Origin of the sequence: Breznakiella homolactica (assembly GCF_016616095.2) — a bacterium.
GTDB lineage: Bacteria > Spirochaetota > Spirochaetia > Treponematales > Breznakiellaceae > Breznakiella > Breznakiella homolactica.
Genome location: NZ_CP067089.2, coordinates 2,506,206 through 2,519,325, shown reverse-complemented (window position 1 = coordinate 2,519,325; position 13,120 = coordinate 2,506,206). Strand labels below are relative to the sequence as shown.

The 13,120-nt window shown below is 55.2% G+C and carries 12 protein-coding genes; all 12 read left to right on the top strand.

From position 1 onward, the window contains the following. The first annotated feature begins 3 nt into the window (after positions 1-3). The 12 genes from JFL75_RS11390 (at position 4) to JFL75_RS11335 (ending at position 12,881) form a co-directional block, all read left to right on the top strand. The gene (locus JFL75_RS11390; RefSeq protein WP_215626811.1) at positions 4-732 is read left to right on the top strand and encodes a DUF4867 family protein; all 729 of its coding nucleotides are present in this window, start codon (positions 4-6) and stop codon (positions 730-732) included. Between the two features lie 38 nt (positions 733-770). Beyond that, positions 771-1,649: a carbohydrate ABC transporter permease gene (locus JFL75_RS11385; RefSeq protein WP_215626810.1), complete on the top strand. Its 879-nt coding sequence runs from the start codon at positions 771-773 to the stop codon at positions 1,647-1,649. A 10-nt stretch (positions 1,650-1,659) separates the two neighbouring features. Beyond that, positions 1,660-2,535 carry a carbohydrate ABC transporter permease gene (locus JFL75_RS11380; RefSeq protein WP_215626809.1) on the top strand — a complete coding sequence of 292 codons (876 nt, stop codon included), beginning with the start codon at positions 1,660-1,662 and terminating at the stop codon, positions 2,533-2,535. 17 nt (positions 2,536-2,552) lie between these two features. After that, positions 2,553-3,746, top strand: a complete 1,194-nt coding sequence (locus tag JFL75_RS11375) for an N-acetylglucosamine-6-phosphate deacetylase (protein WP_215626808.1) — start codon at positions 2,553-2,555, stop codon at positions 3,744-3,746. Next, positions 3,733-4,572 carry a 6-phosphogluconolactonase gene (locus tag JFL75_RS11370; protein ID WP_215626807.1) on the top strand — a complete coding sequence of 280 codons (840 nt, stop codon included), beginning with the start codon at positions 3,733-3,735 and terminating at the stop codon, positions 4,570-4,572. The genes JFL75_RS11375 and JFL75_RS11370 overlap by 14 nt, the downstream gene beginning before the upstream one ends. Before the next feature lies 1 nt (position 4,573). Next, positions 4,574-5,656 carry a Gfo/Idh/MocA family protein gene (locus JFL75_RS11365; protein WP_215626806.1) on the top strand — a complete coding sequence of 361 codons (1,083 nt, stop codon included), beginning with the start codon at positions 4,574-4,576 and terminating at the stop codon, positions 5,654-5,656. Continuing rightward, entirely contained in the window at positions 5,643-7,643 is a 2,001-nt protein-coding gene (locus JFL75_RS11360; protein ID WP_215626805.1) for an alpha-glucosidase, read from the top strand. The genes JFL75_RS11365 and JFL75_RS11360 overlap by 14 nt, the downstream gene beginning before the upstream one ends. Positions 7,644-7,716: 73 nt before the next feature. After that, positions 7,717-8,988, top strand: a complete 1,272-nt coding sequence (locus JFL75_RS11355; RefSeq protein WP_215626804.1) for an ABC transporter substrate-binding protein — start codon at positions 7,717-7,719, stop codon at positions 8,986-8,988. Positions 8,989-9,015: 27 nt separating this feature from the next. Further along, on the top strand, positions 9,016-9,969 hold the full coding sequence (locus JFL75_RS11350) for an AraC family transcriptional regulator (protein WP_349629703.1): 954 nt from the start codon (positions 9,016-9,018) through the stop codon (positions 9,967-9,969). A gap of 111 nt (positions 9,970-10,080) precedes the next feature. Then, complete coding sequence (locus JFL75_RS11345; protein ID WP_215626801.1) at positions 10,081-11,448, top strand: hypothetical protein; 1,368 nt, start codon at positions 10,081-10,083, stop codon at positions 11,446-11,448. Continuing rightward, complete coding sequence (locus tag JFL75_RS11340) at positions 11,435-12,604, top strand: aminotransferase class V-fold PLP-dependent enzyme (protein ID WP_215626800.1); 1,170 nt, start codon at positions 11,435-11,437, stop codon at positions 12,602-12,604. The genes JFL75_RS11345 and JFL75_RS11340 overlap by 14 nt, the downstream gene beginning before the upstream one ends. Continuing rightward, positions 12,591-12,881, top strand: a complete 291-nt coding sequence (locus tag JFL75_RS11335; protein WP_215626799.1) for a hypothetical protein — start codon at positions 12,591-12,593, stop codon at positions 12,879-12,881. The genes JFL75_RS11340 and JFL75_RS11335 overlap by 14 nt, the downstream gene beginning before the upstream one ends. Positions 12,882-13,120 lie beyond the last annotated feature (239 nt).

The window sequence follows — 13,120 nt, the reverse complement described above, 5'->3', positions numbered from 1 at the left end:
GATATGGTTAATGAAAGTGTGACAATTAATTATTCCGTGCCTGCCGCCTTGGCCGCGGCTAATCCCGGGACCGCTATACTGCCTCTTGATGATCCGGCCTTTGCCGCGTACGGCCGGATTCTGGATGGGCTCAGGGCGGAGGAACTCCTGGAACTGGCGGACAGGACGACTTCCGTCAATCCCGAAGGCAATGTATACGTTCCGGGGGTACCGGAATTTGAGGCCCTTGCCTGTGTCAGAAATTTTGTTCCAGTATTCGGCGGCATGCCCGTCCAGGTGGGATACTGCAACGGTCCCAACCGGACAATGAACGGCCTGGAGTACCATAAAACACCGGAGCTCTGCGCGGCGGTTACCGAAAGCGTACTCTTTCTATGTCCCTATACTGCCCTGCGGAACTTCGATACCTGCGACACTTCCGCGGCTTCTGTTTTTTACATCCCCCGGGGAGCGGTCTTTGTGCTGGATCCCCTGGTTCTCCATCTTTCCCCCTGCGCGGCCCGGCGTGAGGGGTTCAAGATGATTATCGTGCTGCCCCGGGGAACGAACCTTCCCCTGGAAGACGGGATTTCCGCCGCGGCCTCCCCTGAGGGGGACCCCGAATCCCGGCTGCTTTTCAAATTCAACAAATGGATGATCGCCCATCCCGAACGGACCCAGCTGACCAGTCAGGGAGTTCACCCGGGACTGCTCGGCGAAAACCGGTGTATTAACCCCGCGGGGCTTGATTAGGGGCCGGTGAATTTTTTTAAAAAGGAGATACATATACAATGAAAGCAAGATTGAAGGACACTCCCGGAATAATTCTGTTTCTGCTTCCGGCTCTGTTCCTGTTTATCGTGTTTTATGTTATCCCCATCGGATCCGTAGGATTCATGAGTTTCTTTAAATGGAACGGTATCAGCGACGCGGAGTTTACGGGGTTTTCCAACTACACCAGAAATTTCGCCAACCCTGTGTTCTGGAGAAGTATCCGGAACAATGTTATCTGGGCATTGGCGGCCTGTTTCATACAGGTTCCGCTGGCGCTCCTCATGGCGCTGCTATTATCCAAAAAACCCAAGGGATGGAAATTTTTCCGCACCGTATATTTTCTCCCCCAGGTAATTTCAGGAATTGCCATCGCCACCCTGTGGAGTTCCGTGTACAACAGCGAATTCGGACTGCTGAACGGCATTCTCCGGGCGGTCGGCCTCGGAGCGCATACGAGAAACTGGCTCGGTGATCCGTCCACCGCTTTTTTCTGTGTGCTGGTGTACGGTCTCCTCTACATTGGGTATTACATGGTTATCATGATGGCCAGTATTACCACCATTGATGAAAGCTATTATGAAGCCGCCACCATAGACGGCGCGAACCGGCTCCAGATGGACCGGCATATAACCATTCCCTTTATCCGGTACGCCCTGCTGACCTGTATTACCCTGGCCGCGGTGTTCGGACTCCGAACCTTTGAGCAGGTATACCTTCTTACCAACGGCGGACCGGCGAACCGTACTTCGGTACTGGTCCTGTTTCTGTACAACCAGATGCGGAACAACAACTACGGAGGGGCGAACGCTTCCAGCATGATGCTTATCCTCACCGGCGTGGTGGTTATCGCTCTGATCCGGGTGGCCTTTTCATTGGGCCGCCGCAATGACGATTAAGGAGGGCCGCATGGTTCAATCAGCAGCCGCAGGCGCCGGCAATTCATACCGCAAATACACACCCTCAAAAATTGTGTTCTTCCTGATTAAGTGGTTCCTCATTCTGTTTTTCGCGGTGTATACCCTCTTTCCGCTGCTCTGGCTTTTTATTACTTCATTAAAAACCAACGCCGAATATTTCGCTGATCCTTTTTCATTTCCCGCGGTGTTCCAGTTCCGTAATTACGTGAACGCCTTTAACCAGGCGAACCTCGGGAGGATGATTTTTAATTCCATAACGGTTTCGGTGGCCGCGGTGGCGGTCAATCTCCTGGTGGCGTCCATGGCGGCGTACCCCCTGTCCAGGTTCAGATTTAAAGGGAGAGAAATTATCTTCCTTTTATTCTCCGCCGGGATTATGGTTCCTCTCAACGCGCTGATGGTTCCGTATTTTACCATCTTCAGCCGGATAGGGCTTCTGGATTCGCTGAATTCTCTGCGCATACTGTACGCCGCCATCGGCCTTCCCATTTCAACCTTTATTATCCGGGGCTTTATGGATTCTCTGCCGGGAGAAATTGAGGAAGCCGCGTACATTGACGGCTGCGGTTTTTTCGGCCGGTTTTTCCGTATTGTACTGCCTCTGTCAAAAACCGGGCTGGTTACCGCGGGGACCTTCCAGTTCCTTACCTGCTGGAACGAATTTGTCTACGCTAACCTGCTTACCAGTTCACCCCAGAATAAAACAATCCAGATCGGGATACGGTATTTTACCAACCAGTTCACCACAGATTACGTTTCCATGTACGCCGCCATTGTGATAGCCATCATACCCAGTGTGCTCGGATACATTCTGTTCCAGAAACAGGTTATATCCGGCCTGACCAGCGGCGCTGTAAAAGGATGAATAAGGAAAGACCATAGATGCTGGATATTATCAACGTTGCGGTACTTTCAAACGCCTCGCGCCTGGACAAGCGCTACGTCCGTATCGTTGGCAATACCATTCTCGAAACAGGCCCCATGGACAGATACCGCCGGGGGCCAGGCCAGACAGCCGACCGGGAAGGGGCTTTTCTTTGCCCCGCGTTTATCGACATTCATAACCACGGGGCCAAGCGTTTCGATACCATGGATGCCCGGAGTGAAGCCTTCGACGCCATAGCGCGGCACCATTTTTCCCGCGGTGTTGGTTCATTCCTGTTTTCCACCATGACCGCCCCTCTGGACCGGATCAGGGCGGTATTCTCCGCGCTGGAAGATTACTCGCCGCCGGTCCCGGTGGATGTCCTGGGCGTCCATGTGGAAGGCCCATATCTTTCGGCGGGAAACGCCGGCGCCCAGCAAACCGAGTTTATCCGCGCGCCGGCGGCGGAAGATAAAGATTTTATTGAACAGTACCGGAAGACCATAAAACTTATCACCGTGGCGCCGGATATTCCCGGCGCGGCGGATTTTATTTCATTCTGCACGAAATTTGGTATCACGGTATTCGGCGGCCATGACAACGCCCTGGCGCCGGAAGTGTACAAAGCCATGGACGCGGGAATGCGGGGCGTTACCCACCTGTACTGCTGCTCTTCCATGGCCGGCCGCCGTGCAGGGGATTACCGGAAATACGCGGGCCTCACGGAGATCGCCCTTACAGAGCCGGGGCTTACCGCGGAGGTCATCGCCGACGGCTGGCATATCCCCCGGGAGCTGTTCAAACTTATTTACCAATGCAAGGGGTATGAAAGGATCTGCCTCGTATCGGATGCCATGCGCGCTACAGGGCTAATTCCCGGACGATACATGCTCGGGGCTGAGGATGACGGAGTCGCCGTTGATGTACTGGACGGTATCGCGGTGCTTCCCGACCGCAGCGCCTTCGCGGGCAGTGTGACGCCCATTAACAAAATGGTGGAGCGCCTGATCGGGGAATACAGTGTTCCGGCGGAACACGCGGTCTATATGGCTTCGGGCAGCCAGGCCCGGCTCCTTGGCCTTGAAGGGAAGGGCGCCGTGGAAAAAGGTTATGAAGCCCGGCTGAACATACTGGATCCCCGGGGCCGCCTCACGGAGCTTATACGGGGAGAAGAAATAATTCAGAGAGGAGAAGAAAATGCAGACCTTTGAACACGTGGGCGCGGAAGAACTGTGGGAACGGTCGAAGATCCCCATTGAGATTGTAGACACCGAAGATGACATATACTACCACATGGCGCTGGATATGGTTTCCCATATTTCCGAAAATGAACAGTTCGGAAAACCCACGGTTTTTATTGTCCCCGTGGGGCCCATCGGCCAGTACCGGAGACTCTCCTGGCTCTGCAGCCGGAACAGGATTTCCCTGAAAAACACGTGGTTCATCAACATGGATGAATATCTCGGTGGTGACGGCAGGGCCGTACCGGAGGACCATCCGCTCAGTTTTGAAGGATTTATGAACCGGGAATTCTACCGGCACATGGAACCGGACCTGAACATTCCCGAGTCGCAGCGGATTTTTCCGCGGCCCGGCCGCGAAGATGAAATCGGCAGACTCATAGAAAAACTCGGCGGCGTGGATGTATCCTACGGCGGCATCGGTATCAACGGACATATTGCTTTTAACGAACCCCCGGAGCCGGATGAGCACATCACCGATGAGGAGTTTGCCGCTCTGCCGACCAGGGTTCTCACCCTTACCAGGGAAACCCGTACCATCAACGCAGTCACCGCCGCCAACGGATACATCGACTACATTCCCCGGACCTGCGTTACCGTGGGTATGAAGGAAATACTTTCAGCAAAAAAAATCCGGTTCTACCTCAACCGCCAATGGCAGAAGGGGATTGTCCGCAAAATCCTCCTGGGTGATGTGAGCCGGTTTGTCCCGGCTTCGTTTTTCCAGCGCCACGGGGACGCGAAGCTGATCCTGGCAAGTTACGTGGCGGAGCCGCCCATGGGAGTGCTGCGTTAATATGGAAAGAATACGGACCGCCGTCATCGGACTGGGTATGATGGGTTTCGCCCAGATACGAAACTGTTTTTCCGCGGTGGATGATTTTGAAATAACCGCGGTCTGCGACAACCATGAACCCAATCTCGTCCGCGCCGTGGAATGGTTCAAATCAAAAGGGCAGACCGTCGAATCCTATACGGATTGGCGGGAACTGCTGGATAAAGCCGATTTCGATCTCGCGGTAATTGTGACTCCGGATTTTCTCCATGAGGAAATGGCCGCGGCCTGCCTGGACGCCGGCAAGCATCTCCGTCTTGAGAAACCCATGGCTACTACCGTGGAAGGGTGCCGGCGAATCATCGATGCCTGGAAGCGGTGTCCCCGTATTGTCCAGGTGGGCTTTGAACTCCGGTACTCGAACCTGATCGTCCGTATGCGGGAACAGCAGGAACGGCTCGGTAATCTCCGGATGGTCTGGTGCCACGAATTCCGCCATCCTTTCCTCAAGAAAGAAGGGAGTACCCCGGACTGGATCATTCAGAAGAAATATTCCGGCGGGACTCTGCTTGAAAAAAACTGCCACCATTTCGATCTCTTTAATATGATTGCCCGGGCAAAGCCCGTTTCGGTGTACGCCAGCGGAGACAACAAAACCATTTACGCCGCCACCGATGTCCTGGATAACGCCTTCGTTACGGTGGAGTATGAAAACGGAATCCGGGCCATGCTTTCCCTCTGTCTCTTCTCCCCGGAGAAAAAAGGTCAGAAACATCTCCACGCTCTGGAAGTCGGTCTTCTGGGAGACCGGGGCCGCATGGAAATGCGGGACGACGATCTTTATTTCTGGGACCGGGAATGCATGAACGAGGAACGGATTTCCTTTCTCAGGGAAAACTGCGAAGCCCACGCGGAGGACATTATTCCTTCCCTCAGGGAACTGGCGCAATGTATCCGGGAAAACAGGCAGCCCTATACGGATCTGTGTACCGGACTCAACAGTACCCTGGTCGCCCTCGCCGCGGAACAAAGCGCCGCGGAAAAAAGAATAGTAACCATCGCAGAGATGGAACAACGGTACGGAGTTTTATATGGAATTTGCTGAACACCAAAACGGATTTACCCTTTCCCGGAACGGGGCGGTCCTGCTCCGGCATGATAAAAACTTCCCCATGATTTTTATCGGGAAGGGCCATGAGACTATGGACATGTACCGGGGAAACTTTTCCATTGAGGATTACGTTACCGAGCGGCGGCCCCTGGAGCTTACGGATATTGAGAAGGATGGCGCCGCCTGGGTTTGCAGCTTCGGCTGTGAGATACAGGCCCGGATCGTTCTGGCCGGGGACAACGCTGAAATTTTCTTCGAATCCGGGAATCCGGGCATCAACCGTTTCTGGCTGCGGGTTCCCGCGGAACAGAATGAAACCTGCTACGGCTGCGGGGAACAGATGTCCTACTTCAACCTCCGTGGCCGTCATTTTCCTTTGTGGACCAGTGAACCCGGGGTCGGCAGGGACAAGACCACCTACGTGACCTGGCGGTCGGATGTGGAGAACAAAGCCGGCGGCGATTACTACCATACCAATTATCCCCAGCCGACTTTTGTTTCTTCCAGGCGTTATTACCTTGACGCGGACTGCACCGCTTACGCGGACTTCGACTTCCGGAACGATGATTTCCATGAACTGCAGTTTTGGGCTGTGCCCGCCCGGATCCGCATAGAGGCCGCCGATACCATGGTTTCCCTGCTGGAAAAACTTACCGCCTTCTTCGGCCGCCAGCCGGAACTGCCGGAATGGGTCCATGACGGCGCCATCCTGGGAGTGCAGGGCGGCACGGACCGCGCCTTCCGTCTTGTGGACCGTTCGGTAAGGAACGGCATCCTTGTCTCCGGCGTATGGTGCCAAGACTGGGCGGGCAAACGGGAAACATCCTTCGGCCGCCGTCTTCAGTGGGACTGGCACTGGAATGAAAAAATGTACCCCGGGCTTCCGGAGAAAATCAGGGAATACCGTGAAAAGGGAATCCGTTTTCTGGTGTACAACAACCCATTCCTGGTAAACGACGGCGACCTGTACCGTGAGGCAAAAGCGAAGGGGTACTTCGCAACGGCGGAAGACGGCGGCGATTACCTGGTTGATTTCGGTGAGTTCTACTGCGGAGTAATAGACCTGACCAATCCCGACGCGTATGAATGGTACAAGCAGTGTATCATCAGGGAAATTATCGATTTCGGCGCCGAGGGCTGGATGGCCGATTTCGGTGAATACCTCCCCACGGACATGAAACTCCACAGCGGTATCTCTCCCATGCTTGAGCACAACCGGTGGCCGGCCCTGTGGGCAAAGTGCAATTACGACGCCATGGAGGCGGCCGGGACCGTCGGAAAAGTTTTTTTCTTTATGCGTGCCGGTGCCACCGGGAGCCAGCGCTGGTGTCCCCTGCTTTGGGCCGGGGACCAGAGCGTGGACTTCTCCCGCCATGACGGATTGGGGACCACGGTTACGGCGGCGCTGAGCGCCGGCATGAGCGGCTGCGGTCTGAGCCACAGTGACATAGGGGGGTATACTTCTCTGTTTGACAATACCCGCACTAAAGAGTTATTCCTCCGCTGGGCCGAGATGGCGGTTTTTACCCCGGTGATGCGCACCCATGAGGGCAACCGCCCGGACACGAATTTCCAGTTTTACGACGACGGGGAAACCATGGAACAGTTCGCGGATATGACCCGCATCCATGTGCTGCTCAAACCCTACATCAAAGATCTGGTGGCGGAGAATTCCCGCATCGGACTTCCCGCCCAGCGGCCGCTGTTCCTGCACTATGAAGATGAACCCGATGCCTGGACCATCCAGACCGAATATCTCTTCGGCCGGGATCTGCTGGTGGCGCCGGTGCTGGAGGCGGGCAGAGAAGACTGGCGGGTTTGGCTCCCCGGTGACGATTGGGTCTTCCTTTGGACCGGCGGACAATTCGGGAAAGGGTCCCACCGGGTGCCGGCAAAAATCGGGAGAGCGCCGGTCTTTTTCCGGGCAGCGTCTCCGTACAGGGATCTCTTTCTTACGGTAAAGAACCAATACGGTTACTGATGGGCTTTGGAGTTTATTCCGCTGCAATACAGCGGGAATAAAACCAAAATATATATTAGAAAGGAGATGCATAATGAAGAAAAAAATGCTTGTAGTTTCTGGAATACTGATCCTCGCCCTGATCATGCTGGCGGGATGTTCCGGCAAAGGGGACAAGTCAGCCGGAAGCGGCGGAGTGGTGACCTTGAGCTTCCCCAGTATCTGGGTGGGTTCCGACAGCAAGGCTCCGGTATTCAGCAAGATGATTACCGGATTCAACCAGGAATACGCCGGTAAGTACGAGGTTAAGGTCGAGGAACAAACCGATTACGACGCCTACCGGGACAAGATCCGGACCCAGATTGCCACGGGCAACGCTCCCGACATCTTTACCCTGGATAGCTTCGCGGACCTGCAGCTGTTTGCGTCATCGGGAAAACTGATGGACATGACGGGTTTCCTCAAAGCTCCTGCCATGTATAATAAGTTTTCCGCCAACGCCATAGAGGAAACCCAGATTAACGGTATCAACTATGCCTTCCCCTATGAAATGGCGATCGTCCCGATTATGATGAACGGCAAGCTTCTGCAGCAGGCCGGCGTTGACAAGGTCCCGACTTCATACGAAGAACTGTGGGCCGCCTGTGACAAACTCAAGGCCCGGGGAATATTCCCCACCACCCAGATGACAAACAACAATGCCTGGACCTCCATGCTCTGGTATTCCTACGCAGTGGCAGCCGTGGGAGGACCGGATGTGTACAGGACCGGTCTTGATCATCCCGCATTCGCAGCAGCCGCCGACATTATGCGGCAGATGTTCCGGAACACCTCATCCGACGCGGTGGGCGCCGACGCCAGTGTGGTAAACGGCCATTTCTTCAACGAACGGGCGGCTATCTACACCAACGGAACCTGGATCCTGGGCCGGATCAAATCCGAAGGTGTCGCCGGTCTGTACGACAATCTCATCATCAGTCCCGGCTTCAGCTACCAGGGACGGAACGGCGGCGCGTATGTGACTTCGATCCTCGCGTATTTCGCCGCGGGCAAGCAGACCAACCCCGACAAGGAAGCGGCGGTTAAGGCTTTCTTTGAATACATCACCGACCCCGGCCGGCTCCTGGAGCTGGCGAATTCCTCCGGAGCCCTCTTCGCCATTAATATTGACACCGACGGACTCAGTGATCCCGTGCAGGCTGAAATCGTTGCGCAGCAGGCCGCGGCTCCCTTCCTCATCGGCCACTTCCAGGGTTCCATGCCAATCCCCGTGATAAACGCATTCCCCTCGGCCCTGGAAGCCCTGGTCCTCGGGGATGTGAACGCCGAAGGCTTCGTGAAACTTCTCAAGGCCGCGGACGAATAAGAACAAAACAATTCGGCCGTTTTAGAAATAAAGAACACCGGAGCCGGTCCGGAAGGCTCGCCGCCTTTCGGGCAGGTTCCGCCTGTTTGCCATTGCAGGAGGATCACTATTCCCGTACACGCGGTTAGGAAAGAGGATTTTTACCTTCCGCCGGAACTTCCCTTTGCCATCCTGGATGCCAAGGGCGCTTTCCGGGAACCGGATTTCCATATCCATGATTGTCTGGAAATAAATCTGGTCACCGCGGGAACGGGGATAAACTATATCCAGGACCGGGAGTATCCCCTTGCCGGCGGGGATGTATTTCTCATAAACAATTTTGAGCGCCATATCGCCATTTCCGATGGTTCCCTCAGGATGAAAATAATTATTTTTGATCCCGCGTTTATATGGCAGGGGAATCCGGAAAATTACGAATATCTGCTTCCGTTCTACTATGCCGGTCCCGGAAGCTCGAACCGGGCCTCCCTGGATCAATCCGCCCTGGACCGGGTCCATGGATTATTCGCTGATATGGAACGTGAATGGCTCCACCGCGAAAAGGGGTACGAACTTCTGCTCAAGGCGAAACTGATGGAATTGCTGGCTTTGTTTTACCGGCTGCTGCCCGCGGACATGGAAAGCGGGGAACTTCTCCTGCTGCAGGGAACCTACCAGCGGATACGGCCCAGTGTGGAGTACATCGGCCGCCACTACGACGAACCCCTGGACCTGGAACTGCTGGCGGAACAAAGCGCCATGAGCCGTACTTACTTCAGCTCATGTTTCAAAAAAATAATGAAGATGGGCGCCGCCGAATATATCGAAATGGTGCGCATCAACAGCGCCTGCCTGCTTTTGGCCACCACGGACATGGCGGTGATCGATGTCTGCTACGCCTGCGGCTACGCGAACCTCTCCAGCTTTAACGCGGCGTTTAAAAAACGGACCGGTACCACCCCAAGCCGGTACCGGCTGACGCCGCTGCCCAAACCTGAATAAACCATAGAAAATCCGTAATCTTCCGTTAGCGTTCAGCCGGATTGTCCGGTATAGTCGGAATCATCAGGATTGTTTTTTATCCTGGCAAACAGCCGATACAAGGAGCACGCCATGCCTGCAAGCGCCATGGAAGTAACCCTCAGCGTTAAACCCCTTATGGGAATTCTCGTGCACAGCGATTTCTGGGAAGGTCCCTGCCGGGGCGGTATAAAGGAAGAAATGATGCCCGATGCGGAACTCAAGACCGCCCGGGAAAAATTCAAAAAAAACAAACCCATTCTGGAACGGCTCATCCCCCAGGTAAAAGTCCTGGATCCGGTGTTTGTTCCTTATACTGAATCATTTGTGGTGGATGATGCCATAGTCCGGGAAATCGAAACAGATATGCCCGGAACCGACTGCATCATGGTGATGAACCAGCGCATTCCGAAAATTGAACGGTTCGGCAAACCGGTTATATCCTATACCCACGCGGTGAGCGCGGCGGATATCTGCGCGTACCTGCGGTCCATCGGCAGGGAAGGATATTATGCCATCGATCTGGAAGAATTGAATGAACTGCTCCACCTTCTCTGGGTGCGGAAGGCGGTTTCCCGGACCAGGCCGCTGATCCTCACCGCCGGCGAAAGTCCTACCTGGGGACTGTTAAGCAACATCAGGGATCTGGAAGGTCTCCGGTCACGGTTCGGAATCGAAATAATCAAAAAACCGTATACGGATATTTTCCCGGCCATGGACTCGGCGGACGAAACCGAAGCCCGCCGCCTCGCCCGGGAACTGGCGGAGGGGTCCCAGGAAAACAAACTCACCCAGGACGACCTTACTTCGGATTTAAAATATTATCTCGCGGCACAGGAAATGATGGACCGCTTCGGATGCAACGCCTTTTCAACCGCATGTGTCGAGCTCTGCCGGTCCCGGATACCCCAGGCGCGGCGGTTCGTTCCCTGTATAACCCATTCCCTGCTCAAAGACCGGGGCATGCCCAGCGGATGTGAAGAGGATCTCAATGCCCTCACCGCAATGACCATTCTCATGTACACCAGCCTCAAACCGGCTTTTATGGGGAATCCTCTGTATGAGACCGACGAAGTTATTACCCTTCATCATTCGGTGCCCTGCCTCCAAATGAACGGCTTCGACGCCCAGAAACTGGATTATAAAATTTATCCCTTTACCGGACAGGGGTTCGGCGGCAAGATCCAGATTGACTTTGCCCAGAACCGCGAAGAGGAAGTTACCCTGGCTCGGTTCGATCCCACAGGCACAAAGATGCTGGTAAAGACCGGTAAGGTACTGTCAAGTGAATATAAAATGACCTACTGCAGTCCTTATTATTTTATTGAAATGGACCGTGCCCGGGATTTTCTCCACGCGGTCATGGATTTCGGCCACCATCAGGTACTGGTATTCGGCGACCAGCGGAAAAAGCTCCGGGCCCTGTCCAGAATCATGGGATTTGAAATTGTCGAACCGTAAGGCCGCGGGATTACAGGGGCGTTCCCCGGAGTATTCCCCCGCTTATCTCAATAACGCGGCCACGACCTTTCCAAAACCGCCCGGAGTTATCCAGGCGGTGGCGGACTGCCTCGGATCCCTTCCTCAGGAAAACGGCCGCAGCAATTACGAAACCGGGGAAACGGTCCAGGATCAATGCCGGAAAAATCTCGGACTGCTTCTGGGGGTTTCCGACCACCGGCGGATATTTTTTACCTCAGGCGCCACTGAGGCGGCGAATCTCGTATTCCGGGGCCTCGCACTTCAAGGCCGCCACATCGTAATTACCGCTTCGGAACACAACAGCGTGCTCCGTCCGCTGTACAATCTCTACGGGGAAAAGCATATTACCATGGTACCCTGCGGCCGGGACGGTCTTGTGTCTCCCGGCGCTGTACAGGCCGCCCTGCGGCATGATACCGCCTGTGTGGTGGTCAACCACTGCTCCAATGTTACCGGAGCCGTTCAGGATATCGCCGCCATCGGAGCCATCGCCCGGCGCGGCGGGGCGCTTTTTGCGGTGGATGCCGCCCAGTCCGCCGGGGCTATGCCGGTACAAGGGGACAGCTGTTCCGCGGATATTCTGATATTTACCGGACACAAGGCATTGTTCGGCCCCGCGGGCACGGGCGGCTTTTTTGTCCGTGAGGGTGTTCCGCTGGTTCCGGTTAAATTCGGGGGGACCGGCACGGAGCCCGGGAATATGGCTCCTTCCGGTCCAGGCGCCTTTGAACCGGGAACACCGAATATACCGGGAATCGCCGGGCTCAACGCCGGCGCTTCATTCATTCTGGACCTAGGACTGGATGAAGTCCGCCGGCTGACCGGAGAGCGGTTTATGCGGCTCAGGGAAGGCCTTCTCAATATAAAGGGGCTTTCTCTGTACGGTCCGCCGGGAGATTCCGGCGGAATTATAAGTTTTACCGTCAACGGCCTCAGCCCATCCGATGTAGGGTATATTCTCCAGGAAGGATATAATATTGCTGTACGGACCGGGTACCACTGCGCGCCGTATATCATGGATCATATCGGCGCTCCCCGGGGAACCATCCGGGCCAGTGTTTCGGCTCTGACTCCCGAGGATCACGTGGACCGCCTGGTTGCGGCGGTCCGTGAAATTGCCTATGCAGATAATTGAAGTGGAAAAATCCCCTGACCTCTGCGCCGAAAGCGGCTGGTTCGCGTATTATATTCACTTCGACGGACCCGTTGCTGTGGCGTTTATTGAAAATCTGGTCCCCCTGGGGGAGCTCATTTTTTTGAAGCACCTGAAAACCCCTTTTTTTACCCTCCGGTCGGAAAGCTTCCTTATAAAAGGCCTCGCCGGCGACAGCAAAGTCAAAATAGGAATAGAACCCGGCCGCCCGGAACAGCTGGACAGTATCCTTGATTTCCTCAGGGAAATACTGAAATAAACCTCCCCGCAATAGGGCTGCCCGCCGTTCATGCAGACGAGCGGCACAGAACCATCGCCGGAAAGGCGACCGAGGCAAGGAACCAGAAGTGGGGGTAGCGTAAGACTTGCCGCCTGTGGCGTCAAGTCTTTTAGGAGTTTTGCGGAGCAAAACTCCAGAGCTGGTACGGCAAGGCTGGAGCGAGGGGGAGCAGCCCGCGCGACCGGGCAGTACCGAGACGGTTAAGCCGGAAAGTACCC